This window comes from Motilibacter deserti (genome assembly GCF_011250635.1).
In the GTDB taxonomy this organism is placed as follows: Bacteria; Actinomycetota; Actinomycetes; order Motilibacterales; family Motilibacteraceae; genus Motilibacter_A; species Motilibacter_A deserti.
The window spans coordinates 356585-382259 of record NZ_JAANNP010000002.1 but is presented as its reverse complement, the minus strand read 5'-3'; the positions used below and the strand labels follow the sequence as shown (position 1 = coordinate 382259).

Below are 25675 nucleotides of genomic sequence, written 5' to 3'. Positions count from 1 at the left end.
CCGTCGTTAATCACGGGCCACTCCGGCGGTGATCACGGGACTTGGCGCGCGACACTCCGGTGTCGCTCAGCCAAGCCCCGTGATCACTCGGCTGGGGCCGCCATCTCTGCGCAAGGCCGTGCCGGCGCGGGTGGCTGTCGACGCCGACGTGGTGAAGGCTCGGCCACTCTCCACGCCGGGTCGGTGCAGGCTCGTCCACTCTCCACGCCGGGTCGGTGCAGGCTCGGCTAGCTGTCCACGGCGTTCTCGTCGAGCCGGCCCGTACGCCCGGGGCCGGCCTCGGACGCGGCGCCCGAGCCCGTCGGCGGGAGCACCGGGTCGTGCGGGTGCTTGATCGGGTCGCCGGACGTGGCGCCGCCGATGCCGACCGAGGGCGCGCCCTGGCCGGGGCGCTCCCCCGGCGCCATGCCCTGCTTCTCCGTGCCGCCCGGCGGCACGCCATGGGTGTTCGCCGACGCCAGGTCGTCGCCCTGGGCGTCGATGTCGGGCGCGGACGGGTCGGCGGACGCGGTGAGCTGCCCGTCGCTGGCCCGGTCGCTGCCGGCGCTTCCAGGAGGCGGGCCGGAGCCCTCGTTCTCGGTCATGCGGCCCGGGTACCCGCAGCCAAGGGACCCAATCGGCCGGCGGACAGGCGTCCGCCGGAGCCGGCCGATGACGGCCGCCTGGGGGACGTGCCCCCGTGCCCAGCTGGGGGACGTGCTGCCGCGGCCCGGGCGTACAGCCTGCTCCGCGCCCGCCCGGAGCACGTGCCTGGCGCCCGTTGCCGTGTCCACCGTCCGGGCTGCCTCTGTGAGCCTAAAGCGGCGGCAGACGCCGGCACGACGTCCAGCGCCGGATGGGAACGACGCAGGGTGGGACGCCGACCGGCGGACGCGCGAGCTCGGCTCAGGTCCCGGCGAGCATCCAGAGCCGCGCGGCGAGCACGAGCCCGCCGAGAGCGACGACGAGGCGCAGCACCCCTGTGGGCAGCCGGCGCGCGATCGCCGGCCCGGTCCAGCCGCCGGCGAGCAGGCCGGCGGCCATCGGGGCAGCGGCCGCCCAGTCCACCGGGCCGAAGACGGCGAAGCCGACCGCTGCCACCCCGTTCGCCATCCAGAGCAGGATGTTGCGCAGGGCGTTCAGCCGCACGAGCGTGTCCTGCAGCAGCGCAGCCAGGACGGCCAATGTCATGACGCCGGCGCCAGCGCCGAAGTAGCCGCCGTAGACCGCCACACCGAAGAGGGCGGGCACACTCCAGCCGTGCGGATGGGCCTCCCCCTTGCGCCGGGTCGCGAGCGCGAGCTGCAGCCGGGGCTGGACGAGCAGCAGGACGGACGCGGCGGCGACGAGGAACGGGACGACGTACTCGAAGCTCTCCGTGGGCGTCGACATCAGGAGCGCCGCGCCGCCCGCGCCGCCGACGACCATCACGGCCCCGTAGCGCCGCACCCGGCCGGCCTGGCCGCGCAGCTCCGGACGTGAGCCGGCCGCCGCCCCGGCGCCCGTCGCGACGACCGCGACGGTGTTGGTGACGTTGGCGGCGATCGGAGTCAGCCCCGCGGCCAGCAGCGCCGGGTAGGACACCAGTGACGCGAGCCCGGCGATGCTGCCCGTCAAGCCGGCGCCGAACCCGGCGCCGGCCAGCCAGAGCGCCTCGACCCCGGAGACCGCCCCCAACGGCTAGTGGTCGACCCCGATGCGCTCGAGCAGCAGCTCGCGCACGCGGGCCGCGTCGGCCTGGCCCTTCGTCGCCTTCATGACCGCGCCGACGAGGGCGCCGGCCGCCTGGTGCTTGCCGCCGCGCACCTTCGCGACCACGTCGGGGTTGGCGGCGAGCGCCTCCTCGACCGCTGCGGTGAGCGCCCCGTCGTCGGAGACGAGCTTGAGCCCGCGCTTCTCCACGACCTGCTCCGGCGTCCCCTCGCCCGCCAGTACGCCCTCGAAGACCTGGCGCGCGAGCTTGTCGTTGAGCTCGCCCGCGTCGACCAGCGACTGCACCGTGGCCACGTGAGCCGGGGTGACGGGCAGCGCGTCGAGCTCGACGCCCTGCTCGTTGGCCCGCCGCGCGAGCTCGGTCAGCCACCACTTGCGGGCAGCGGCCGGGGCGGTGCCGGCGGCGACGGTCTGCTCGATCAGGTCGAGCGCACCGACGTTGAGCACATCACGCATCTCCAGATCGCTGAAGCCCCATCCGGCCTGCAGCCGAGGACGGCGGACGGCCGGAGGCTCGGGCAGGGCCGCCTTCAACTGCTCGACCCACGCCCGCTCCGGCGCGACCGGGACCAGGTCGGGCTCGGGGAAGTAGCGGTAGTCCTCGGCCTGCTCCTTGCTGCGGCCGGCAGTCGTGATGCCCGTGTCCTCGTGCCAGTGGCGCGTCTCCTGCGTCACCTTCATCCCGGCGTCGATGATCCCCGCGTGGCGGGAGATCTCGTAGCGCACGGCCCGCTCGACCGACCGCAGCGAGTTGACGTTCTTCGTCTCGCTACGAGTGCCGAACGGCGCTTCGGGTGCCCGGCGCAGCGACACGTTGAGGTCGGCGCGCAGCGAGCCCTGCTCCATGCGTACGTCGGACACCCCGAGCGAGCGCAGCAGGTCGCGCAGGTGCGCGACGTAGGCGCGCGCCACCTGGGGCGCCAGCGCGCCGGTGCCCTCGATCGGCTTGGTGACGATCTCGATGAGCGGGATGCCCGCTCGGTTGTAGTCGACGAGGGAGTGGTCCGCACCGTGGATGCGGCCCGTCGCACCACCGACGTGGAGCGACTTGCCGGTGTCCTCCTCCATGTGCGCGCGCTCGATGGGGATCACGAACTCGCGCCCCTCGACCTCGACCGTCGTCGCGCCGTCGAAGCAGATCGGCTCGTCGTACTGCGAGGTCTGGAAGTTCTTCGGCATGTCCGGGTAGAAGTAGTTCTTCCGCGCGAAGCGGCACCACTCGGCCACGTCGCAGCCGAGCGCGAGCCCGATCCGGATCGCCGACTCGACGGCCTGCTGGTTGAGCACCGGCAGCGAGCCCGGCAGGCCGAGGCAGGTCGGGCAGGTCTGCGTGTTGGGCTCGGCGCCGAAGGCGGTCGAGCAGCCGCAGAACATCTTCGACGCCGTCGAGAGCTCGACGTGGACCTCGATGCCCATGACGACGTCGTACGCCGCCACCGCCTCGTCGTAGGGGACGAGGTCCGGTTCGACGGTCTTCATGCCTTCTCCTGCAGCTCGGGCGCCTGCGTGAGCAGGTTGCCTCCCCAACGATCTGCGAGCGCCGTCTCGACGGCAGCGCCCACCCGGTAGAGCCGGTCGTCGGCCATCGCCGGCGCCATGATCTGCAGCCCCACCGGAAGGCCGTCGTCCGGCGAGAGCCCGCACGGCAGCGACATCGCGGCCCCGCCGGCGAGGTTCGACGGGATCGTGCACAGGTCGTTGAGGTACATCGCGATCGGGTCCTCGAGCTTGCTCCCCAGCGGGAACGCCGTGGTCGGCGTCGTCGGGGACACGAGGACGTCGACCTGCTCGTAGGCCTGGGCGAAGTCGCGCGAGATGAGCGTGCGGACCTTCTGCGCGGAGCCGTAGTAGGCGTCGTAGTAGCCGCTGGACAGGGCGTAGGTGCCGAGCATGATGCGCCGCTTCACCTCGGGCCCGAAGCCGGCGGCGCGCGTCAGCGCCATGACCTCCTCGGCGCTGTGCTCGCCGTCGTCGCCGACGCGCAGGCCGTAGCGCATCGCGTCGAAGCGGGCCAGGTTGCTCGAGCACTCGCTCGGGGCGATGAGGTAGTAGGCCGACAGCGCGTACTGGAAGTGCGGGCAGGAGACCTCGGTGACGGTCGCGCCCAGCTCGCGAAGCAGGTCGACAGCTTCATGGAAGCGCTGTTCCACCCCGGGCTGGTAGCCCTCGCCGGACAGCTCGCGGACGACACCGACGCGCACTCCGTCGAGCCGGCCCTGCGCGCCCTCGCGGGCGGCGGCCACCACCGGCGGCAGCGGGGCGTCGATCGAGGTGGAGTCGCGCGGGTCGTGGCCGCCGATGGCCTCGTGCAGCAGCGCGGCGTCGAGGACGGTGCGCGAGCAGGGGCCGGCCTGGTCCAGCGAGGAGGAGAACGCGACGAGGCCGTAGCGCGAGACACCGCCGTAGGTCGGCTTCACGCCGACGGTGCCGGTCACCGCGGCCGGCTGCCGGATCGAGCCGCCGGTGTCGGTGCCGATGGCGAGCGGGGCTTCGTACGCCGCCACGGCCGCCGCGCTGCCGCCGCCGGAGCCGCCGGGGATCCGGTCGAGGTCCCACGGGTTGTGGGTCGCGCCGTAGGCCGAGTGCTCGGTGGACGACCCCATGGCGAACTCGTCCATGTTGGTCTTGCCGAGGATGACGACGCCCGCTGCGCGCAGCCGCGTGACGACGGTGGAGTCGTACGGCGGGCGCCAGCCCTCGAGCATCTTCGACCCGCAGGTGGTCGGCACGCCGCGCTGCGCCATGACGTCCTTGAGCGCCAGCGGGACGCCGGCCAGCGGCCCCTGCTCCTCGCCCCGCGCGCGCTTGTCGTCCACCTCGCGGGCTGCGGCGAGCGCGCCCTCGGCGTCCACGTGCAGGAAGGCGTGCACGGCGCCGTCGACGGCGCCGATCCGGTCCAGGTGCGCCTTCGCGACGTCGGCGGCGCTCGCCTCGCCGCGGGCGATGACGCCGGCGGTCTCGGTGGCGCTGAGCCGGACCAGGTCGGTGGTCGTGTCGGTCACGCCTCCTCCCCGAGGATGCGCGGGACGCGGAAGCGCGAGTCCTCCGCGGCCGGGGCGCCGCTCAGCGCCTCCTCCGCGGTGAGGCTGCGGTGCGTCTCGTCGGGCCGGGTGACGTTGACGAGCGGGAGCGGGTGCGAGGTCGGCGGGACGTCCTCGCCCGCGACCTCGGTGACGCGCGCGACGGCGTGGAGGATGGCGTCGAGCTGGCCCGCGTAGTGCTCGAGCTCGTCCTCCGGCAGCTGCAGGCGAGCGAGCCGGGCGAGGTGCGCGACCTCGTCCCGAGTGATGGACGACATGGGCGTCATCCTAGGCGGGCGCCCTCCGGCGAGGCCGGGCGTGGCTGCGCGGGGACGCCAGCCGCGGGGACCTCGGCCCCCTGACGCTCACCGACTTCCGCGGGGTGAGGGGCACTTGCGCCGCGTCAAGCCACCGCGGAAGTGCCGTTGCGACCGCGAAAGTGGGCCGGCGCGACCCGCACGGCAGCCAGCCGAGCTCCGGAGAGGGAGTGGTGTCAGCCCTCCACCTCGCGCGAGGCCCCGATGGCGCCCCCACTCGCGGCCTCACCGGCATCGTCACCCGCGTCCGCCGGCCCGACGGCGACGGCCCGGGCCGCCTCCGGCCCCTGCTCCAGCAGGACCCGGAACCCGGCCTCGTCCAGCACCGGCACCTTGAGCTGGACGGCCTTGTCGTGCTTGGAGCCGGGGCTCTCCCCCACGACGACGAACGACGTCTTCTTCGACACCGAGCCCGAGACCTTGCCCCCGCGCGACTGGATGGCGTCCTTGGCGGTGTCGCGGGAGAAGCCCTCGAGCGTGCCGGTGACGACGACGGTGACGCCCTCGAGCGAGCGGTCCCCCTCCTCGACGGCCTCGTCCTCGGTGCGCATGCCCGACGCGACGATCCGGTCGAGGAGCTCGGCGTTCTGCGGGTCGGCGAACCAGTCGGCGACCGCCTGCGCCACGATCGGCCCCACGCCCTCGACGTCCCCGAGCTCCTCGGCGGAGGCCGAGCGCAGGGCGTCGAGCGTGCGGAACCGCCGGGTGATCTCCTGCGCGGTGGGCGGCCCGACGTGCCGGATGGCGAGCCCGGTGAGCAGGCGCCACAGCGGCTGCTGCTTGCCGGCCTCGATCCCGCGCAGGATCTGGTCGATCTTCTTCTGCCCGAAGCCGCGCAGCCCCTCGAAGGACTCCGGCGTCAGGCCGAGCACGTCGCCGATGTCACGGATGCGGCCGTTGTCCAGCAGGACCTTCGCGGTCTCGTAGCCGAGCCCGTCGATGTCGAGCGACTCGCGCCCGGCGAAGTAGAACACCTTCTCGCGGTTCTGCGCGGGGCAGCCGGAGGTGTTCGGGCAGCGGGCGTCGGCCTCGCCCTCCGGCCGGCGCAGCGGGATGCCGCACGAGGGGCACTCGCGCGGCATCTCGAACGGGCGCGCCCCCTGGTCGTGCTCCTCGCCCACCCGGCCGACGATCTCGGGGATCACGTCGCCGGCGCGGCGTACGACCACCATGTCGCCGATCCACACTCCGCGGCGCTCGAGGTCGTCCTCGTTGTGCAGCGTCGCGCGCGACACGGTCACGCCGCCGACCTGGACCGGGTCGAGCACCGCGAACGGCGTCGCCCGGCCGGTACGCCCCACGTTGACCGCGATGTCGAGCAGCCGGGTGGTGACCTCCTCCGGCGGGTACTTGAACGCGATCGCCCATCGCGGCGCCCGCGAGGTCGACCCGAGCCGGCGCTGCAGCCCGAACTGGTCGACCTTCACGACGACGCCGTCGATCTCGTGCTCGACGTCGTGCCGGTGCTCGCCCCAGTGCCGGATGTAGGCCTTGGCCTCCTCCAGCGTCTCGACCACGCGGTAGCGGCTGGAGACCGGCAGGCCCAGCTCCTGCAGCGCGGCGTACGACTCGGACTGGGAGGTGGGCTCGAAGCCGTCGCGCGCCCCGAGGCCGTGGAGGGTGAGCCGCAGCGGACGCTGCGCCGTGACGCGCGGGTCCTTCTGCCGCAGCGAGCCGGCCGCGGCGTTGCGCGGGTTGGCGAACGGAGGCTTGCCCTGGGCCACCAGCGAGGCGTTCAGGCCCTCGAACTCGTCACTGGGGAAGAAGACCTCGCCGCGCACCTCGAGCAGCCGGGGCACCGAGCCGCCGGCCGGCGCGGTCAGCCGCGAGGGGACCTCGGACAGCGAGCGGACGTTGGGCGTGATGTCCTCGCCGGTACGCCCGTCCCCGCGCGTGGCGGCCCGGACCAGCACGCCGTCCTCGTAGACGAGGTCCACCGCGAGCCCGTCGATCTTGAGCTCGCAGAGCCAGCGCGCCTCCCCCTCGCCGACCTCGCGGACGACCCGCTGGGCCCAGGCAGAGAGCTCCTCGTCGCCGAAGACGTTGTCCAGGCTCATCATCCGCTCGAGGTGCTCGACCGGCGTGAAGAGCGTCGAGTAGCTGCCGGCGACCTTCTGCGTCGGGGAGTCCGGCGTGCGCAGGGAGGGGTGCGCGTCCTCGAGCGCCTGCAGCTCGCGCATCAGCCGGTCGTACTCCGCGTCCGACACCGACGGCCGGTCGAGCACGTAGTAGCGGTAGGCGTGCTCGTCGAGCTCCTGCGAGAGCTGGGCGTGGCGGGCGCGAGCGTCCTCCGGCACGTCCGGCACCTGCGTCACGTCCGGCACCGCCGGGAGGTCCTCGACGGCCGCGGTGTCCTTCGCCGTGTCCTTCGCCGCGTCTGCTCGAGCCAACTGCTCATCCCTCCGGGTCGTCCGACAGCACCCGCCCACCGGCGCGGGCGAGCGCGAGCGCCCGGCGGAAGTACGCCGGGCTGGCCCCCGCGAGCCCGCAGGCCGGCGTGACGACGACCGAGGACGCGAGGTGCTCGGGAGCGAGCCCCAGCCGGTGCCACAGCCGCCGGGCCGGCTCGACCGTAGCGGCCGGGGAGGACAAGGGACGGGAGGCGGGAGGGTCGGTGGACGGCACGAGCCCGAGGAAGAGCAGCAGCCCGGCCTCCAGGGCCTCCCCCACGGGCTCCTCGTCGCGCTCGGTGAGCAGCGCGGCGTCGAGGGAGACGGCGGCCGCACCGGCGTCGCGCAGCACGCCCACGTCGACCCGCGGCGCACAGGAGTGCACGACGACCGGCACACCCGCGGCGTCCACGACGGCGCGCAGGGCCTGCACGGCCTCGCCGCGCTCCAGCGCCGCCAGCCGCCCCAGCCCGCTGGCCGTGGGGATCCGACCGTCGAGCACGGCGGTCAGCGCCGGCTCGTCGAGCTGGAGCACCACCTGCGCCGACGGCAGCCGGCGACGCGCCTCCGCGACGTGCGCCGCCAGGCCCTCGGCGAGCGAGGCAGCGAGGTCGCGCCGCGCACCGGGGTCGGCCAGCGCCCGTCCGCCGCGCGGGAGCTCCAGCGAGGCGGCGAGCGTCAGCGGGCCGCAGGCCTGCACCTTGAAGGGGCCTTCGACGCCCTCGGCCAGCTCCTCCGCGGCGTCGAGGTCCTCACCGAGCCACGACACGGCGCGCCGCTCGTCCCGGCCCGGGAGGTCGACGAGGCGCCACCCGGCCGGCTGCACGTCGCCGTGCAGGCCCGAGAGCAGGCCCACGGCACGGCCCACCATGTCCGCGCCGGGGCCGCGGGCGGGCAGCTCGGGCAGGTGCGGCAGGCCGGGCAGCTCGCCGAGGACGACGCGCAGGGCCTCCCGGACGTCGACGCCCGGAGCGGACCCCACTCCGGTGGCGCTGCCGGGTGCCGGTGCCAGCACCGCGCCGGCCGGGTCCTCTGCGTCGTCGGGCTCGGCCGCCGCGGCCGACAGGCCTGTCACGCTCTCCACGGGCTCACCCTACGAAGGCATCGGGCGCAGGCCTCCTCACGCCGGGGTGAAGTGACCTAGAGTAGCCAGCGATGTCCGCTAAGTACCCGGTGCGGGAGCGGAGCCGGCACTCCCCCCGCCACGGGAGGCGCCGGCGGCAGCAGGCCGCGCGGGAGCCCTTCCGCGAGCCCGCCTTCCGCGGCCTCTTCGCCGCCCGCGTCGCGGCGAGCCTGGCGACCGCGGCCGCGCCCCTGCTGCTGGCCTTCGCGGTCCTCGACATCTCCGGCAGCGCGGCGACCCTCGGCCTGCTGCTCGCGGCCCGGTCCGCGCCGCAGGTGCTGCTGCTCCTCGCCGGCGGCGTCGTCGCCGACCGCTTCCCGCGTCGTCGGGTCGTGCTCGTGTCGACCACCGTCTGCGCGCTCACCCAGGCCGGCGTGGCGGCGATGCTCTTCGCCGGCACGGACTCGCTCGTCCTGCTGGCCGCGCTGGAGGCGGTCGCCGGCGCCGCCTCGGCATTCCTCTTTCCGGCCAGCGAGGCCCTCACGGCCCAGACGGTCCCGGCTGCCCTGCTCCGCGAGGCGAACGCCGTCCTGCGGCTGGGCGTCAACGTCGCGCTCACCGCGGGCGCCGCCCTCGCGGGGGTGCTCATCGCTGCGGTGGACGTGGCCTGGGGCTTCGCCGGCGCGGCCGCGGCGTACGCAATGGCTGCTGCGTGCCTGTCCCGACTGGCCGTCGCGACGGCCGAGCGCGCGCCGAGCGGCGGCGTCGGCAGTGGCAGCGCTGGCGGCACTGTTCTCGCCGACCTGCGCGCCGGCTGGCAGGAGTTCGCCCACCGCCGGTGGGTGTGGGTCGTGGTCGCCGAGTCGTTCGTGGTGAACGCCGCCCTCGCCGGCGGCTGGGTGACGCTCGGGCCGGTGATCGCGCAGGACTCGGTCGGGCGGGCCGGGTGGGGCTTCGTCGCGGCCGCCCTGACCGTGGGGATGGTGCTCGGCGGGTTGCTGGCCCTGCGGCTGCGGGCCTCCCGGATGCTCGGGATCGGGGTCGCGATGACCGTGCTCGTCGCTCCCGCCCTGCTCGTGCTGGGCCTCGCGCCGGGCCTCGCCGCGCTGATGGCAGCGGCGCTGCTCGCCGGGGTCGGCAGCGAGGTGTTCGAGGTGGCGTGGCAGGTGTCGTTGCAGGAGAACGTCCCCGAGGCGACGCTGAGCCGGGTCTACTCCTTCGACCTGCTGGGCAGCTTCGCCGCGGTGCCGCTCGGGCAGGCGCTCGCCGGCCACCTCGCAGACGCCTCCTCGCCGCAGGCCACGGCCACGGTGGCCGCGTGCGTCGCCGGCGCGGCGGCCCTGGCGGCGCTGGCCGTCCCGGACGTACGCCGGCTGCGACGTCGCGCGGGAGCGGCTCCCGCCGCGGCCCGCCACTCCGCGGACCCCGGCGCCGCGCCGCCGGCGGCTCCGGTCGAGCCGCACCCGGCGCGTCCGGACGCCCCGCAGGCTTCGACGGCTCCGGCTCAGCCGGTCCGGGACGCGCCCGTGGTGCTGCCGGCGGCCGGCGCCGAGGCGCTGATCGTGGCGGACCCCAGGACGCGCGTGGAGTCGTAGAGCACGACGGCCTGGCCCGGCGCGACGCCGCGCAGCGGGGCGTCGAGCCGGACGACGAGCCGGTCGCCTTGCGGGTACGCGGTGGCGGGCACCGCCTCCCCGTGCGCGCGCACCTGGGCCGAGCACCGGAACGGCGCGGCCGGCACCGGCCCGGGCCAGCGCGGGCGTACGCCGGACAGCTCGCTCACGTCGAGCGCCTCCGCGGGGCCGACGACGACGCGGCGCTGGACCGGGGACACCTCGAGCACGTAGCGCGGCCGCCCGTCCGCGGCGGGGCGGCCGATGTGCAGGCCGCGGCGCTGGCCCACGGTGAAGGCGTAGGCGCCGGAGTGCGTGCCCACGACCTCGCCGCGCTCGTCCACGACCTCCCCCGGCGCGTCACCGAGCCGGGCGCGGAGGAACCCGGCGGTGTCGCCGTCGGAGACGAAGCAGATGTCGGTGCTGTCGGGCTTGTCGGCGACGGCGAGCCCGCGCCGGGCGGCCTCGGCCCGCACGTCGGCCTTGCGGTCGGCGCCGAGCGGGAAGAGCGCCGCCGCGACCTGGCGGGCGTCGAGCACGCCGAGGACGTAGGACTGGTCCTTGTCCACGTCGACGGCGCGGTGCAGCTCGGGGCCGTCCGGCCCGTCGAGGATGCGGGCGTAGTGGCCGGTGCAGACGGCGTCGAAGCCCAGCGCCAGCGCCTTGTCGAGCACGGCGGCGAACTTGATCTTCTCGTTGCAGCGCAGGCACGGGTTGGGCGTGTGGCCAGCGGCGTACTCGTCGAGGAAGTCCTGCACGACGTCGGCGCGGAAGCGCTCGGCGAGGTCCCAGACGTAGAACGGGATCCCCAGCACGTCGGCCGCGCGGCGGGCGTCGCGCGCGTCCTCGGGCGTGCAACAGCCCCGCGAGCGCCCGGAGTGGTCGGGGGCGCCGGAGGCGAGGGCGAGGTGGACGCCCGTGACGTCGTGGCCGGCGTCGAGGGCGCGCGCGGCCGCGACGGCCGAGTCGACACCGCCGGACATCGCGGCGAGGACGCGCACGTCAGGCTCCTGCGGGCACGGCGACGGCGGGGCGGGCGCTCGCGGGCGTAGCGGCCCGTCGTGCACGCTCCACGACGGGCGCCAGGGCGGCGACCGCCTCGTCCACGTCGGCCTGCGTGGACGTGTGGCCGAGGCTGAACCGCAGGGACCCGCGGGCGCGGTCCTCGGGGATGCCCATCGCCAGCAACACGTGGCTGGGGCGCGGGACGCCGGCCGAGCAGGCCGACCCGGTCGAGCACTCGATGCCGCGGGCGTCCAGCAGCATGAGCAGGGAGTCCCCGTCGCAGCCGGGGAAGGACAGGTGGGCGATGCCGGGCAGCCGGCCGGCGGGCGACGGGTCGCCGTTGACCATGGCGTCGGGCACCTGCTCGATCGCCCGGCGGACGAGGTCGTCGCGCAGGGCGGCGAGGCGCGCGGCCCGCTCGGGCCGGCGCTCGACGGCGAGCGACGCGGCCGTCGCGAAGGCCGCGACCGCAGGCGTGTCCAGGGTGCCGGAGCGCACGTCGCGCTCCTGGCCGCCGCCGTGCAGCAGCGGGGCGAGGGGCACGCCGCGCCCGAGCAGGAGCGCTCCGGCCCCGATCGGCCCGCCGAGCTTGTGCGCCGTCACCGTCATCGCCGCGAGGCCGCTCCCGGTGAACGCCACGGGAACCTGCGCGGGAGCCTGGACCGCGTCCGCGTGCACCGGGATGCCGTGCTCGGCGGCCAGGGCGACGACCTCGGAGACCGGCTGGACGGTGCCGACCTCGTTGTTGGCCCACATGACGCTGACGAGCGCGACGGACGCCGGGTCCGCGGAGATCACCGCGGCGACGGCCGCGAGGTCGACGCGCCCGACGGCGTCGACCGGGAGCACCTCGACGACGGCGCCCTCGTGCTCGGCCAGCCAGGCGGCGGCGTCCAGCACGGCGTGGTGCTCCACCGCGCTGACCAGCACCCGGCGGCGGCGCGGGTCCTCGCGGCGGCGCGCCCAGTAGAGCCCCTTGACCGCGAGGTTGTCGGCCTCCGTCCCCGAGGAGGTCAGGACGACCTCGCTGGGGCGGGCGCCGAGCGCCGAGGCCAGCTGCTCGCGGGACTCCTCGACGACGCGACGGGCGCGCCGGCCGGCCGCGTGCAGGGACGAGGCGTTGCCGACGGTGGGCAGCAGGGACGCCATCACCGCGACCGCCTCCGGCAGCATCGGCGTCGTGGCTGCGTGGTCGAGGTATGCCATCGACGGCGAGTCTAGGCGCCGTTGCGCCGTCGCCCCTTGTTGGTCCGGGGCGACGAAGCGAGCAGCCGGGCGTAAAGCCCCTCGGTGGCGGCCAGCATCGTGGGCAGCCCGTAGCGGGCGGACAGCGCGGCAGGCACCTCGTGGCGGGACCGGCCGTCCAGCGCGTCCGTGAGGGCGGCGCGCAGGGCTTCCTCCTCCTCCGCGGCCGACAGCCCCTCCGGCATGTGGACGGCCCACTCCGGCCGCAGCCCGTCGTCGTCCAGCGCCGGGCACTGCCCGTAGACCACCGGCAGCCCGTTGGCCAGCGCCTCGACGACCGCGATGCCGAACGTCTCGTCGCGGGAGGGGCTCGCCAGCACGTCGAACGCGTTGAGCAGCCGGGGCACGTCCCGGCGCGCGCCGAGCAGCCGCACCTGGCCGGCGACGGCGAGCTCGTCGGCGAGCGCGGCCAGCTGGGCGTGGAGGGCCCCGTGCCCGGCGATCACGAGGTACGCGGCCGGCCGCTGGCGCAGCAGCGGCGCCACGGAGCGCAGCAGCGGCTCGAGCCGCTTGACCGGGTCGAGCCGGCCGACGGCGCCGATCACCTGTGCGTCGGGGGGCAGGCCGAGCTCCTCGCGGGCCTCGGCACGCGCCTGTGCGTCGAAGGCGAGGGCGGGGAAGTCCACGGCGTTGTCGACGAGCGTGACGCGGCGGCCGTCGACGCCCCAGTCGGCCAGCCGTTCCACCGTCGTGGCGGACACCGCGACCGTGTGCGTGGCGAGCCGCTCGAGCACCCGGTAGACCGCGCGCAGGGCCGGGGTCTTCGGCCGTCCCTCGAGCGAGTCCCCCATGATCGAGTGCTCGCTCGACACGACCACCGGCACGCCGGCGAGCCGTGCGCCCAGCGTCCCGAACAGCTGGGCGCTCAGCAGGTGGACGTGGACCACGTCGGGCCGCAGCGCGCGCAGCTGCCGGGCGAGCCGGAACGGCGCGGTGATCTTGGCCGTGCCCTCCATGCCCAGCAGGTCGACCCGAGCGCCCCGGGACGCCATGCGTACGCCGATCTCGCCCATGAGGTAGAGGCAGACGACCTGCGCGGACGTGCTTCCCCGGGTGACGAGGTACTCGATCTGGTTCTCCGCCCCACCGGGGGCCAGCCCGGGCACCACGTGGACCACACGCAGCGGGCTGCCCGACGTCGAGGCGGCCGCCGGTGCACAGGCCTCCGCGGTCATGCAGCCTCCTCGCGCCGCGCATCTCTACCAAGACTTTTCAGCGAAGCCTTCTTCGCCGTACTGCGCTTCGGTGAACCGAGGCGCGCGCGGGAGGCCACGACGTCGCGGTAGACCGCCTCCAGCGAGTCAGCGGCCGAGTCCCACGTGGGCAGGTCGACCTGCCGGCGCGAGCGCGGCCCGGTCATCGCCTCGGCGAGCAGCCGGGCCGCCTGCTCGGCGGGAGCACCGACCCCGACCCCGCTCACCAGGCCGTCCTCGACGAGGTCGGCGACACCGGCGACATCGGTGCCGACGACGGGCACGCCGAGGGTCAGCGCCTCCATGACCGCGACCGGGTGCGCCTCGTAGTCGGAGAAGGTCGCGAACACGGACGCCTCCGCCAGGCTCCGGGCCATGCCGGCCCGGTCCCCCGGCGGCACGGACCGAATCTCGACCGCGTCACCGACGCCGAGCTGCCGGGCGAGCGTGCGCAGCTCATGCTCGTACGGGCCCGCGCCGAGCACGTGCACGTGCGCCTCCGGGACGAGCAGGCGCAGGGCCGGCAGCGCCTCGATCACCCGGTGGTGGCCCTTGTAGCGCTCGAGCCTGCCGCTGGAGACGACCCGGCCGGGGACCGGCCGCACGCCGGCCGGCACCTCCGGGAGCGCGCCGCCGTTGCGCACGACCAGGATCTCGGACTCGTCGAGCCCGGTCGCCCCCGCGAAGAGGCGCCGCTCGAAGCGGCTGACCGCGATGAGCCGGTCGGCGCGCCGGAGCAACGGCGCGATCGCACGCCACTGGGCACTGCGAGCCGCGTTGCGCGCCGCCGAGGAGTTGCCCCCCGTGTGGAAGGTCACGACGAACGGCACGCGCGCCGACAGCGCGGCGAGCATCCCCAGTGGCGGGACCGCGGTATGCACGCCCTGGACGTGGACGACGTCCCAACGGCCGTCGCGCACGACCCGGGCGAGGCCGGGAGCCACGTAGTAGTCCCGCTCGCGCGGCCAGGCCCGTCGCCGGAGGACGTCGAACCCCTCGACACGCTCGGATCCGGGGCGCGTGCCAGTGCGGTCGGAGGCCGCCACGGTCACGTCGACACCGGGCCGGGCGGCGAGCCGCCGCGCGACCTCGTGGACGTGGGTCTCGATGCCGCCCAGGTCCGGCAAGTAGCGCGCGGCCAGCTGCAGCACGCGCAGAGGCGGCGTGTCGGTGGTCACGCAGCCCACCGGGGCGGTGCGATCAGTAGGAAACGTAGATCAGGGAAGCTCAGGTCGGCCATCAGACGGCCACGTCTCCACGGCCGTCCTCGGCGCGCAGCTGGGTCGCGCGAGCGGCGGGCACGTCGCGCGCGGTGAGGTCGATGAGGTGTGAGCGGACCTCCGGCTCGTCCAGCTCGTCCACGTCGACCTCCTGCATCGCCCCGATCTCGCTGAGCTCGCGTGCGACCACCCCGGGCGTCACGAGCCGGTCCTCGGCGGGGATCGGCACAGGGGCAGGCACCGGGCGGGCCGCGGCCAGCCCGAGCGCGCGGACCCGGGCGCCGCTGAGCACGTCGCGCTTCTCGATGGCGATGGTCCGCAGGACCCGCAGGCCGTCGGAGACGGCGTTGAGGTTGCTCGTGCCGAAGAGCCGCTCGGACTCGAAGGACGCCACCTCGGCGATCTGCAGGCCCGCGGTGTGCACCCGGATGTTGATGAGCGTCTCGACCTCGAAGCCGTCGCCCCAGCGGCGCTCGGCAGCGGCCTCGCCGGGCTCACCCGGGTCGAGCGCGAGCACCGGCAGGATCCGCCGCCAGAAGGCGTTGTAGCCGTAGCAGAGGTCGCTGTAGCGCGTGCCGTGCAGCGAGTTGGTCAAGGTGTTGAGGGCGCGGTTGCCCAGTGCGCGCACGCGCGTGATGTCGCTGGAGCCACCGCCCGAGCTGAACCGGCTGCCCTTGGCGTAGTCCGCGCCGGCGACGAGGGCGTCCACGTAGTACGGGATCTCGCCGGGGTCCATCGACCCGTCGGCGTCGATCATCACGATGATCTCGCCGGTCGCGGCGTGGAAGCCGCAGGCGAGCGCGTTGCCCTTGCCACGCCGGGTCTGCGTCACGACCCGGACGTCGGGCCACAGCCTCCGGGCGACGTCGACCGTGTCGTCGACGGAGTTCCCGTCGACGAGGACGATCTCGGCGACGCCGCGCGGCATGTGCTTCGCGAGCCACGGCAGGTTGCGGGCCTCGTTCATGGCCGGCACGACGACGCTGACGGTGGGCCCGGAGGGGTCCAGGTCGCGCCGGGCGGCGGTCACCAGGACCCGCATGGCCGACAAGGCTGAGGAGTCCGTGGTGGACATCCGTCCGTCGGGATCGAGCACGTGCGTCCCCCTGGGCTGGGTACGGTCGGGTTGTCGAGCGGGAGGCGTGGCCCCCGGGCCACCGGCCGTCGTGGGCGGTGGGAGTCGCGCGACACTGCGCGGCAGGAGAAGCCCCACAGGAGATTCGGAGCATGGACTAGCCCGGATGGGGGCTGGACGAGTGCTTTTTCGCGATGCCTGCAGTCGCCGCCCCGCGGCTAGGATGAGGCCGATCCCAGAACGCACCCGTCACGGGCACGGGGAGTCACAGGCCCCCGGCCGCGCCTCCCCCACCTGCTCGGACCGGGCAGCCAGGGGCTGCCCCGCCTCGGGCCCTGCCACTGCTTTCTCGCCCCTGTTTCCTGCCCTCTAGCCACCCCGGAGGCCTCGTGCTCCGTCTGCAGCGCGGACCCTCGCTCCGAGCCGGAGCCGTCGCCGCGGCCCGCGCGGACATCGCGCGCTACGTGCACATGCTCCGGCTCGACGGCATGGGCGAGGGTGTCGCGGACGGCGGGCGGTCCGAGGTCCTGCGCGCCATCGTGGTGTGTCCCGGGCTGCAAGCAACGCTTGTCTACCGGTTCGGCCGCGCGGTCGTGCTCTCCGAGCCGCGCACGGAGACGGGACAGGCGCTGCGCATGGCGGGACGGCTGGCGCACTTCGCGCTGTCCCGGCTGACGGAGATGACGAGCGGCATCCGCATCAACGAGCACGCCGACATCGGCCCGGGCCTGCACATCGCCCACCACGGCACGACGATCATCGGCGCCGTCACCATGGGCAGCAACTGCAACCTGACGCACGGCATCACGCTCGGCCGGAGCGGCAGGCGCGGCGAGAAGGCCGCTCCCCGGGTCGGGGACCGGGTGTGGATCGGGCCGGGCGCCGTCGTCACCGGGGGGATCGCCATCGGTGACGACGTCGTGATCGGGGCCAACGCCGTGGTGACCCGGTCGCTGGAGGACCGCGCGGTGGCGTACGGCATCCCGGCCCGTGTCCACTCCGGCCGCGGCAGCTTCGACCAGGTCGTCTACCCCGGCTGCGACGAGGACCCGGCCCGCCTCGAGTCGCTGGCCAAGCGCAGCGGCACGGTCTGAGGACCGCCCGCCGGGCCTCAGCTCGGGTCGACGACGAGCGTGCGCAGCGGCTTGCCCTCGGGGTCGTCGCCCGGCAGCAGCCGCACGACGACACGCTCGCCCTCGGGTGCGGGCACCGTCAGCCGGAGCGGCAGGCCGGGCGTCACGACGACGTCCCGCTCGAGGGTGGTCGACCTCTTCCCCGCGACCGCGACCACGTCGTACGGCCCCGAGCGCTGCGACGCGGTCAGGACGACCTCGACGCTGCCGGCCCGTGCGTTCTCCAGAGCGAACTGAACGGGCGCGCGCTCGCTGTCGCGCGCCGCGTCAACCGACACCCAGGCTGCGGCGGCGACGACCGCCGCGGCCGCGACGTACCACGTCGTACCGGTGCCGGGGCGAGGCAGTCGGCGCAGCCGTGGGAGCACCGCCGGGGTGCCGCGCCGCGCGGCCATCGCGAGGGCCAGCAGACCCAGGAGCCCCGCGGACACCGCCCACGAGGCACGGGTGATGCCGCCGGGCAGCACGTCGAGGACGACTCCGACGAGCACCGCCCCGACGAGCAGCGCACCGCCGGCCGACACGACCAGGTGACGCCGCCCGCTGCCTCGTGGCGCGGCCCCGAGCACCGTGGCCAGCACAGCCGCGGCCGTGACCGGCCCGCGCAGCGCGGCCCCCGCCTCCAGCAGCGCGAGGACGACGGCCGCCACCACGAGTGCGGCGGCGACGGCGAGCAGTGCGGCCGTGGGGCGGTGCACGGGCCCACGGCCCAGGTGCTGCGGCTCCCGGGGAGCGGGCGCCGGGGCCGGAGTGTCAGTCGCCGTCACGGATCGCCCTCACGTCGTAGATCACGATCGAGCCGTTGTCGTAGACCCGCTGCACGCCCCTGACCGCCGCCAGCTTGGTCAGCGCGGAGCGCTCCACCGGCTCGGTCCTGCCCTCTCCACCCAGCTCGCCGTTCTCGTAGTAGACGCCGATGCGCGGCAGGCCGGTCGCGTCGCGCAGGTCGACAACGACGTAGGCGATGCGCCCCTGGCGGATCAGCTCCCGGTCCCGGTCGGTGAACTCGGGGCCGAGCAGCACCTGCGAGGCGTCGATCCGGTCCCCGAGGTGCGTCACCGGGTGGTGCCCGCCGATGGCGCCGGCGAGCAGCCGGCCCACGCGATCCGCGAGCACGCGCTCGCCGGGAGGCAGGTTGCGCGCCTCCCAGCGTGCCGCGGCGATGTTGTCGGCGTCGACGCTGCGCGAGTCGGCCGAGACGAGGTAGGGGCCGGGGACGCGCGACCAGCGCGGGCCGGAGCCGAGGATCGTCTGGCCGACGAAGACGACCCCGACGAGCAGCGTGGCCACGATCGCCGGGGCCCAGCGCGCCAGCCGCCAGCGCGCCACCAGCCAGCTGCCGAGCAGCAGGCCGGTGCCGACGAACAGGAAGCCCGAGGAGCGGTCGGTCACCTCGGAGGTGGCCGGCGTGATGTGGCCGGCCGGGATGATCGGGTAGAGCGCGCCGATGCCGCAGAGGAAGACGGCCAACGCCACCCGGCGCCGCCAGACGGTCCGCGCGTGCCAGAGGGCGGGCAGCAGCGCCGCGCAGATCAGGCCGAGGCTCGCGACGAGCGCGGCCTGCTGCCACTGCGGCGTGGTCTCGCCGCTGCCGTCGGAGAACAGCTCGCGCGACTCCCCGCCCTGGACCCGGCTCGACACCTCCGACGCGGAGTTCTCGGCGATCGCTCCGAGGTAGGACGTGACGGTGTTGCCGGGCCGGACCGCCCAGGCGACCACGAGCAGCACGCCGAGCCCGGTGAGCCAGGCCAGCGCCTTGCTGTCGGGGGTACGGCCGCGCAGGGTGGCCTCGAGCACGCACCAGACCGCGAGGGCGCCGACGAGCAGCATCGCGGTGAGATGGTGGGTGACGACGACGGACGCCAGCGCGAAGGCGGCGGGAGCGGCGGCACGCCAGCCCGTTCCCCGGCGCGTCACGATGAGGTAGACCGTCAGGATCGCCAGCGGCAGCGACAACGTCTGATAGGAGTATTGCGAATTGAAGAACAGGTATTGCGGGTTGCACGTGTAGACGAGCGCGGCCACACAGGCCACCCGCATGGACCCGCTGACCCGCGCCATCACCCCGATGAGCGCGAGCGTCATCACGATGCGTGCGACCGCGATGACGACGAGCGCCGAGGGGCGGTCGGGCAGCCCGGTCAGCGCCTCGACGGCGGACGTGGCGATCTCCAGGCCCGGGTAGGACGACGAGGCGGGCAGCAGCGCGTTGACCCCGAACAGGTGCCCCGTGTTCTGGATCACCCGCAGCGTGTTCGCGTGCGCGAGCTCGTCGTGGAAGACGAACTGCGTCGGGTAGAGCAGCGCGCGGGTGCCCAGCAGGGCGAGCGGGAGCAGCACCGAGAGCACGAGCCGCTCGCGCGCCGGGGTCCGGCCCCAGAGCACCCGGGCGGCGACGGGCAGGAAGACCAGCCCCAGCCCGGCCCAGTAGAAGACCTCGGTGGAGCTGATCGGGTCGCCGGCCCGGCCGCGAGAGGCCGCCCAGGCGACCGACAGCAGCCCGAGCGCCATGAGCAGCGTGACCGGGCCGGTGAGCGTACGGCCGCTCGGCCCCGGCTCGCCGTCGACGGCCGCGCCCGGAGCCGGCTCGATCCCGGTGCCGAGGGCGTCGGGCGTGTCGAGCGGCAACTGCGGCTCAGCCCCGACGGCGACGCCGGAAGCGCCCGCAGTCGCAGAGCCCGCAGTCGGAGCCGCGCCGGAGGTGCTCGTGCGCCCGGCGGGGATGGCCACATGACGCACAGGGTGTTGCTGGGCCGGCGGTTCGACCGAAGGGCCACCAGCGGGAGTCCACGTACCCATCTTCTACGACGTCACCAGGACCCGGTCGACCAGCATGCGGGCGGGGAACTCCGTCTCCCCGTCCGGCGGCCCGCCCCAGTCGCCGCCGATGGCCATGCTCAGGATGAGGTAGAAGGGCGAGTCGAAGGGCCAGTCCTGGCCCGGCCGCTGGTCCACGGCCGCCGCCGTGAAGTACGGCCGCCCGTCCACGCTGAAGGTGATCGCGCCGGGCTGGACGTCCGCCGCGTACACGTGCCAGCTGTCGGTCAGCGGCTGCCCGGTGTCGAAGCCCAGGCCGAGGCTGCTGACGGGCTGGTCCCGCCACCCCCGCGGGTCCTGGTCGTCGCCGAGCCCGTGGACGTGCGCCTGGACCACGGTCGGGTCCTTGCCGAGCACCTCCATCACGTCGTACTCACCGCTGCGCGGCCAGTCGACCTGCGCCCGGTCCGCGCCGACCGCCCAGAAGGCCGGCCAGAGCCCGCGGCCGCCCGGCAGCGAGATGCGGGCCTCGACGTGCCCGTACGTGAAGGCGAAGGAGCCTTCGGTGGTGAGCTTGGCCGAGGTGTAGTCGGTGCTGCCGCCGTCGAAGAGGAACGGCTCCTTGCGTGCGACGACCGCGAGCGCGCCGTTGCCGTCCAGGGCGCTGTTGGAGGCGTCGTCGGTGAACGACTGCAGCTCCCCCCCGCCGCCCTGCCCGGTGGCGCGGCTCCAGGGTGCCGGAGGATCGGCACCGGCCGGCCCCTCGAAGCCCTCGTCGAGCAGCGCCCGCGTCTCGGCCGTGCGGCCGACCCCGATCACGGAGAGCGCGCTCGCGATCGGCTTCCCGGCGAGGGCGTCGAACGACACCTGCAGCTTGTCCCCCTCGACGTCGACCATGCCCGTCACGTGCAGCGCCCGGGTGCCGTCCGGGGACAGCGCCGCCGGGTCGAACCCTTCCGCGAGCACGCGGTCGCCGACTCGCACGTCGAACACCCGTGCGCCCGTCCGCGCCGGCTCGAAGTCGGCCACCAGGACGTCGACCGCGTAGCGGCCGGGGCCGGGGACCGGCACGGACCACTCGGCGACGCCCTCCCGGTAGTGCTGGTAGAGCGCGGGGTTGGCCGTCCCCTGCACGCTCGACGCCACCTGCTTCTCGACGCCGCCGACCAGGCCGGGCGAGGGCAGCCAGCGCCCGCCCGCGGCGTCCGTCAGCACGGTGCTGGCGGCGGTGGAGCGGCTGACGAAGCCCGTCGGGTCGGCGGGCGCCGGGCGGCTGCTGCCCCACCAGGCCAGGCCGGCCGCCACCAGCGCGACGACGAGCAGCGCGGCGAGCAGGCCACGCCGGCGCCGGGCCGGCGCCCAGTGCGCCGCCCCGCCGGCCGCGTCCGGCGCCGGGCCGGCGACGGCCTCGGCGGAGGCGGGGGCGGAGGCGTCGGCCGCCCTCACGCGCGCGCCCGTGCGACCAGGTAGCCCCAGCCCGTCCAGGCCAGCCCGAGCACCACCATCAGGCCCCGCCGTGGGTCCCCGGAGGCGAGCCCGCGCAGGAAGCCGGCCGGCAGGGTCCGGACGACGTAGGCCCGCTCGCTCGCCAGAGCCTCGTCGTGCGTGGCGAGCCGGCCGACCTGCACCTTGGTCAGCCCCTCGCCCAGGCAGCGGCGCCGGAAGTAGCCGACCGTCGCCCGCTCGGGCGTGACCCGGTGCCGGACGACGGCGGCCGGCTCGTGCACGACCTCGGCCCCCGGGAAGCGGCTGCGGGCGCGGATGCAGAGCTCGGTCTCCTCGCCGCCGGTGGGACGCGTGCCCACGCGTCCGATCGACCCGGCGAAGCCGCCGACGGCGTCCAGGACGCTGCGCCGGAAGCTCATGTTGGCGCCGATGCTGTTGCGGACGGGCGACCGGCGGGTTGGCAGGCCACGGTAGGAGCAGCCGACCACCCAGTCGAACTCCGGCGGCCACCAGCTCGGCCGCCCGACCGGCCCGGCCGGCCAAGCCGGCTCGATGTGCCCGCCGACCCCCAGGACGGGCCCGCCGGAGTACGCGTCGGCGAGCCGTCCGGACCAGTCCGCGGCCGCGGCGGCGTCGTCGTCGAGGAACGCGACGACCGGGGAGCTGGTGGCCGCGACGCCCGTGTCGCGCGCGCCGGACAGCCCCTGCTGACCCGCGTTCGGGACCACCGCGAGCTCCGGCCAGCGCGCGCGAGCCCGCTCGAGCAGTGCTTCGTTGTGGTCGACGACCACGACGACCTCGCCCACCGGCTCCACCTGGGTGAGCAGGCTCTCGACGGCGGCGACCAGGTCGTCCCAGCGGTCCAGCGTGTACGCGCAGACCACGACGCCGAGGTCGCGTGGGCGCACCGGGGCGTCGAGCTCGGGAAGGGCCACGGCCTGCGGCTCCATTCCCGGGGCGGCCGGGCTCGGGGGCATGCAGCCTCCTGGGTCGGGGTGGGTGGGTCGGCGTGACGGCGCGCGACGTTGCGCCCCTCCACATGGAGTTCGGAGCAGGGCGCCCGGCGGATGGGCGCGGCTCGCGCGCATGGACCGAGTGGCCCAGCGCTCGGCAAACTCTGCGTATCAAGATCGGACATCGGCTCAAGCCGGACAGCCAGCAGCCCGACTATTCCGGCCGTGTACCCCGCCTTCGCCCGTCGCGTGACCGCGCTCGCGACCCTGCCCGTCCTCGCGGCCCTGCTGCCCGCCGCGTCCGCTGTCGCGGCTCCGACGGCGGGTGCCGTCGAAGCCGAGGCGCTCGCCCTGCCCGCGGCGAGCGGCACGACGTACGCCGACCCCACCGCGTCCGGCGGACGTGAGCTCTTCCTCTGGTCACCCGACAGTGCCAGGGGCACCGTCACGACCTCCGTGCAGGCTGCCGCACTGCTCGTCACGGCTCGTGGCGACCAGTGCCTGGGCGCCCCGCAGGCGGAGGTCACGGTGGACGGGCGGGTCGTCGGCACCCTCACCGTCAGCGCGGCCGGCAGCTGGGCGACGTACCGCGTCACGGGCAGCTGGGCCGCCGGCAGCCACTCGGTCGCCGTCCGCTACGTCAACGACGTGCGCGGGGCGAGCTGCGACCGCAATCTGCACCTGGACGCGCTCTCCTTCGAGGCGGCCCCGGGAGCCACGCCGGTCGCCGCTCCCGCGCCGGCCGCCCCGACGGCCGTCGCGCCGGGCAGCTGGACGACCCGCCAGACCACGGGCACCAGCCCCGTCACCGACGTCACCGGCGCGGTGTGGTCACCCGCGACCGGGCTCTCCGGCGGCGGCCAGGTCCCGGTCTGGGGCGGCATCGCCGGCTCGGCGAGCGAGGCGCTCTACAAGTCCGCACGTCAGGGCGCGACGTCGTGGACCGTCACCGTGCCCGCCGCTGCCCGCTACGCCGTCGACCTCCTGCTCTCCGACGCGACCGGCGCGAAGCCGGGCGACCGCGTCTTCGACGTGACCGCCGCCGACGGCAACGGGGCCCCGGTGGCGATCGCCACCGGGGTCGACATCGTGGCCACGGCGCGCGGCTGGTGGGCCTACCACGTGACCGGTGTGGTGCCCGTGACGAGCGGGAAGCTGACGCTGCGCTTCGTCGCCCGCCGGGGCCAGACCCTGGTGAACGCGCTGCAGGTCACCACCGCCGGGCCGCTGTCCGGTGGCGGGACGGCCTTCACGGACGAGTTCGAGGGAGCGGCCGGGTCGGCGCCCGCCGCCGTCTGGGGCCGGCGCGTGGGCAGCGGCCCCTGGGGCGGTGGGGAGCTGCAGGCCTACACCGACTCGCGGACCAACAGCGCGCTCGACGGGAACGGCCGCCTCGTCCTCACCGCACGCAAGGAGCGCTGGGCCGACCAGTGGGGCGCGCAGGGCTACACCTCGGCACGCCTGGAGACCAAGGGCCGGCTCACCTTCACCTACGGGCGGGTCGAGGCGCGCATGCAGGTGCCCGCCGGGCAGGGGCTGTGGCCGGCGTTCTGGGCGCTGGGCTCGGACATCGACGCCGTCGACTGGCCGCGGTGCGGGGAGCTCGACGTCATGGAGTACCTCGGCGGCCAGCCCACCACGGTCTACGGGCACCTGCACGGGCTCGGCGACGCGGCGGACAAGCTGGGCTGGCGCGACCAGCGCGTCTCCGACGTCGGGCTCGGCCACGACACCGGCGCCCGGCTCGCCGAGGGGATGCACACCTACGCGATGGACGTCACACCCAACTACGTCACCTTCAGCGTCGACGGCCGCGAATACTTCACGGCGACCCGGGCCGACATGCGCTCCGGCCAGCAATGGCCGGTCGGGAAGCCGTACTACCTCATCCTCAACCTCGCGGTCGGCGGGGACTGGGGCGGCGCGCCCGACGCGTCGACGGCCTTTCCCGCCTCGCTCGTGGTGGACCGCGTCAGCATCAGCGGTTGACGGGCCGGGGATGGCCGGTGCGCCTAGCATGTGCACCGGCCGCCTCCGGCGCGGCTTCCCGGGGCATGCCCCGTGCCTGACCGTGACCCCGATCGCGGTGGCAGAACCAGGAAGCAGGAATGCCGATTAGTGCAAGGGCCGTCGCCCAACTCCACCGTCTGAAGGGCTTCGAGCGGGTCGCCGCGGTCACCGCCACCTTGGTAGGGACGCAGGCGATCACCAGCGTGCTCGGCTTCGTCTACTGGACCGTGGCAGCCCGCCGCTTCTCCGTGGAGTCGGTCGGCCTCGCGAGCGCCGCGACGTCGGCGATGCAGCTGCTGGGCTCGGTGGGCATGCTCGGCCTCGGCACCCTGCTCATCCGCGAGATGACCCGGGTCGCGCTCTCGCGGCGCCGGCTCCTCGTCCGCACTGCGCTCGCCCTGTCGACGGCGGTGAGCTTCGTCCTCGGGCTCGCGCTCGCCGTGGGCGCGCAGCTCGTCGGCGCCGACGAGCTCGCGGCGGTGGGATCGAGCCCGCAGGTCGCGCTGCTCTTCGCGGTGGGCGTAGCCCTCACCGGGATGACGCTGGTCCTCGACCAAGCGGTCCTCGCGCTCGGCAGCGGGCTCATCCAGCTCGAGCGCAACGTCATCGCCAGCGTCACGAAGATCGGCTTCCTGCTGCTGCTCTCCCTCGGCGGCGCCGAGGGCGGCATGGCGATCTACCTGTCGTGGACGCTGGGGACCCTGGTCTCGCTGCCGATCGTCATGTGGCGCACCCGGGGCGGCCTGCAGCACCAGGAGACCAGGCGGCTGGTCGACCTGAGGACGCTGCGCGGGCTGCAGCGGGCCGCGGCGAGCCACCACGCGCTCAACCTCGCGCTGCAGGCCCCGCCGCTGCTGCTCTCCCTCGTCGTCACGCTGGTGCTCTCGACCACGGACAACGGCTACTTCTCGACGGTCCGGCTCGTCGCCGGCTTCGTGTTCGTCCTGCCGTACGCGATGGCGATCGGCCTGTTCGCGGCGGCCGACGCGGACGAGCGCGAGCTGGTCAAGCGCATGCGGCTGACCCTGCCGCTCGGCGTGGCGGCCAGCCTCGCGGCCTGCGTCGTGCTCTACCCCATCGCCCGCCCCATCCTCGCGACGTTCGGGGACGCGTACGCGGCCGAGGGGCTCACCGAGCTGCGCGTCATCGTGCTGGCCGGCATCCCGCTCATCGTCAAGGACCACTACGTGGCGCTGCGTCGGGTGCAGGGCCGGACGACCGAGGCAGCCGGCGTCGTACTGCTCGGGGCGGTCGTCGAGGTGGCCGGCGCGACCCTCGGCGCCCTGCACTCCGGGACGCTCGGCCTCGTCGTCGCCTGGGTCCTCGTGCTGGCCGCCGAGGCCGTGGTCCTCGCCGTCCCGCTGGCCCGTGCCGGGCAGCCCGGACGGGTACGCCGCCCTCCCCAGCACATGCGGGCCCGCGGGGTCGTCGGGCTACCGGTCGAGACGCCGGCCGGCGGGCTGGTGGACGACGACAGCGCGTTGCTGGCGGGGCTCGCCGAGCCGCTGCACCGGCAGCATCCCGACGGGCGGTAACGACTGCG

The 25675-nt window shown here is 75.1% G+C and carries 19 protein-coding genes and 1 pseudogene; 4 read left to right on the top strand and 16 right to left on the bottom strand.

Annotated features, from left to right (window positions below):
* Window positions 1-227 precede the first annotated feature (227 nt).
* The 7 genes from G9H71_RS06735 to G9H71_RS06705 all read right to left on the bottom strand — a co-directional run bounded on the left by G9H71_RS06735 (window position 228) and on the right by G9H71_RS06705 (window position 8434).
* A complete protein-coding gene (locus G9H71_RS06735) occupies window positions 228-584 on the bottom strand; it encodes a hypothetical protein (RefSeq protein WP_166279922.1) in 357 nt (118 codons plus the stop codon).
* 301 nt (window positions 585-885) lie between these two features.
* A complete protein-coding gene (locus G9H71_RS06730; protein ID WP_166279920.1) occupies window positions 886-1656 on the bottom strand; it encodes a sulfite exporter TauE/SafE family protein in 771 nt (256 codons plus the stop codon).
* A 3-nt stretch (window positions 1657-1659) separates the two neighbouring features.
* A complete protein-coding gene (gatB, locus tag G9H71_RS06725) occupies window positions 1660-3171 on the bottom strand; it encodes an Asp-tRNA(Asn)/Glu-tRNA(Gln) amidotransferase subunit GatB (RefSeq protein ID WP_166279918.1) in 1512 nt (503 codons plus the stop codon).
* Window positions 3168-4694 carry an Asp-tRNA(Asn)/Glu-tRNA(Gln) amidotransferase subunit GatA gene (gene gatA / locus G9H71_RS06720; protein ID WP_166279916.1) on the bottom strand — a complete coding sequence of 509 codons (1527 nt, stop codon included), beginning with the start codon at window positions 4692-4694 and terminating at the stop codon, window positions 3168-3170. The genes gatB and gatA overlap by 4 nt, the downstream gene beginning before the upstream one ends.
* The gene (gene gatC / locus G9H71_RS06715; RefSeq protein WP_166279914.1) at window positions 4691-4990 is read right to left on the bottom strand and encodes an Asp-tRNA(Asn)/Glu-tRNA(Gln) amidotransferase subunit GatC; all 300 of its coding nucleotides are present in this window, start codon (window positions 4988-4990) and stop codon (window positions 4691-4693) included. Before gatC ends, gatA begins: the two co-directional genes overlap by 4 nt.
* A 215-nt stretch (window positions 4991-5205) precedes the next feature.
* Window positions 5206-7419, bottom strand: a complete 2214-nt coding sequence (ligA, locus tag G9H71_RS06710) for an NAD-dependent DNA ligase LigA (RefSeq protein WP_196791744.1) — start codon at window positions 7417-7419, stop codon at window positions 5206-5208.
* A gap of 4 nt (window positions 7420-7423) precedes the next feature.
* On the bottom strand, window positions 7424-8434 hold the full coding sequence (locus G9H71_RS06705) for a methionine synthase (RefSeq protein ID WP_166280568.1): 1011 nt from the start codon (window positions 8432-8434) through the stop codon (window positions 7424-7426).
* A gap of 140 nt (window positions 8435-8574) precedes the next feature.
* Between G9H71_RS06705 and G9H71_RS06700 the strand changes: the two genes are divergently transcribed.
* A complete protein-coding gene (locus G9H71_RS06700; protein ID WP_166279912.1) occupies window positions 8575-10077 on the top strand; it encodes an MFS transporter in 1503 nt (500 codons plus the stop codon).
* On the opposite strand, the gene mnmA is transcribed toward G9H71_RS06700, so the two are convergent.
* The 5 genes and pseudogenes from mnmA to G9H71_RS06675 form a co-directional block, all read right to left on the bottom strand.
* Window positions 9987-11096 (bottom strand): tRNA 2-thiouridine(34) synthase MnmA, encoded by a 1110-nt coding sequence (gene mnmA, locus G9H71_RS06695; RefSeq protein ID WP_331272798.1) that lies wholly within the window; start codon window positions 11094-11096, stop codon window positions 9987-9989. The two genes, G9H71_RS06700 and mnmA, sit on opposite strands and share 91 nt — an antisense overlap.
* 1 nt (window position 11097) lies before the next feature.
* On the bottom strand, window positions 11098-12306 hold the full coding sequence (locus G9H71_RS06690; RefSeq protein WP_166279910.1) for a cysteine desulfurase family protein: 1209 nt from the start codon (window positions 12304-12306) through the stop codon (window positions 11098-11100).
* An 11-nt stretch (window positions 12307-12317) separates the two neighbouring features.
* The gene (locus G9H71_RS06685; RefSeq protein WP_166279908.1) at window positions 12318-13520 is read right to left on the bottom strand and encodes a glycosyltransferase; all 1203 of its coding nucleotides are present in this window, start codon (window positions 13518-13520) and stop codon (window positions 12318-12320) included.
* A complete protein-coding gene (locus G9H71_RS06680) occupies window positions 13517-14716 on the bottom strand; it encodes a glycosyltransferase family 4 protein (RefSeq protein WP_166279906.1) in 1200 nt (399 codons plus the stop codon). Before G9H71_RS06680 ends, G9H71_RS06685 begins: the two co-directional genes overlap by 4 nt.
* A 337-nt stretch (window positions 14717-15053) precedes the next feature.
* Window positions 15054-15800 (bottom strand): annotated as a pseudogene (locus G9H71_RS06675) (glycosyltransferase family 2 protein); the annotation flags it as partial.
* 422 nt (window positions 15801-16222) lie between these two features.
* Here G9H71_RS06675 and G9H71_RS06670 point away from each other — a divergent pair.
* Entirely contained in the window at window positions 16223-16927 is a 705-nt protein-coding gene (locus tag G9H71_RS06670; protein WP_166279904.1) for a serine O-acetyltransferase, read from the top strand.
* A gap of 17 nt (window positions 16928-16944) precedes the next feature.
* Here the strand turns inward: G9H71_RS06670 and G9H71_RS06665 are convergent, their stop codons facing one another.
* The 4 genes from G9H71_RS06665 to G9H71_RS06650 form a co-directional block, all read right to left on the bottom strand.
* Entirely contained in the window at window positions 16945-17664 is a 720-nt protein-coding gene (locus G9H71_RS06665) for a hypothetical protein (RefSeq protein ID WP_166279902.1), read from the bottom strand.
* Window positions 17665-17719: 55 nt separating this feature from the next.
* A complete protein-coding gene (locus tag G9H71_RS06660; protein WP_166279900.1) occupies window positions 17720-19696 on the bottom strand; it encodes a hypothetical protein in 1977 nt (658 codons plus the stop codon).
* 72 nt (window positions 19697-19768) lie between these two features.
* On the bottom strand, window positions 19769-21169 hold the full coding sequence (locus tag G9H71_RS06655; protein ID WP_166279898.1) for a family 16 glycosylhydrolase: 1401 nt from the start codon (window positions 21167-21169) through the stop codon (window positions 19769-19771).
* Complete coding sequence (locus G9H71_RS06650) at window positions 21166-22146, bottom strand: glycosyltransferase family 2 protein (RefSeq protein ID WP_231134281.1); 981 nt, start codon at window positions 22144-22146, stop codon at window positions 21166-21168. The genes G9H71_RS06655 and G9H71_RS06650 overlap by 4 nt, the downstream gene beginning before the upstream one ends.
* Before the next feature lie 201 nt (window positions 22147-22347).
* Here G9H71_RS06650 and G9H71_RS06640 point away from each other — a divergent pair, with 201 nt between their 5' ends.
* Both G9H71_RS06640 and G9H71_RS06635 read left to right on the top strand, forming a co-directional pair.
* Window positions 22348-24111: a family 16 glycosylhydrolase gene (locus G9H71_RS06640; RefSeq protein WP_196791743.1), complete on the top strand. Its 1764-nt coding sequence runs from the start codon at window positions 22348-22350 to the stop codon at window positions 24109-24111.
* Window positions 24112-24230: 119 nt separating this feature from the next.
* Entirely contained in the window at window positions 24231-25667 is a 1437-nt protein-coding gene (locus tag G9H71_RS06635; RefSeq protein ID WP_166279894.1) for a lipopolysaccharide biosynthesis protein, read from the top strand.
* Window positions 25668-25675: the final 8 nt, after the last annotated feature.

What these genes read in the sequence shown, in the direction of transcription:
- G9H71_RS06735 (WP_166279922.1), bottom strand. Translation starts at nt 584, where the DNA reads ATGACCGAGAACGAGGGCTCCGGCCCGCCTCCTGGAAGCGCCGGCAGC.
- gatB (WP_166279918.1), bottom strand. Translation starts at nt 3,171, where the DNA reads ATGAAGACCGTCGAACCGGACCTCGTCCCCTACGACGAGGCGGTGGCG.
- gatC (WP_166279914.1), bottom strand. Translation starts at nt 4,990, where the DNA reads ATGTCGTCCATCACTCGGGACGAGGTCGCGCACCTCGCCCGGCTCGCT.
- G9H71_RS06700 (WP_166279912.1), top strand. Translation starts at nt 8,575, where the DNA reads ATGTCCGCTAAGTACCCGGTGCGGGAGCGGAGCCGGCACTCCCCCCGC.
- G9H71_RS06690 (WP_166279910.1), bottom strand. Translation starts at nt 12,306, where the DNA reads ATGGCATACCTCGACCACGCAGCCACGACGCCGATGCTGCCGGAGGCG.
- G9H71_RS06685 (WP_166279908.1), bottom strand. Translation starts at nt 13,520, where the DNA reads ATGACCGCGGAGGCCTGTGCACCGGCGGCCGCCTCGACGTCGGGCAGC.
- G9H71_RS06650 (WP_231134281.1), bottom strand. Translation starts at nt 22,146, where the DNA reads ATGCCCCCGAGCCCGGCCGCCCCGGGAATGGAGCCGCAGGCCGTGGCC.
- G9H71_RS06635 (WP_166279894.1), top strand. Translation starts at nt 24,231, where the DNA reads ATGCCGATTAGTGCAAGGGCCGTCGCCCAACTCCACCGTCTGAAGGGC.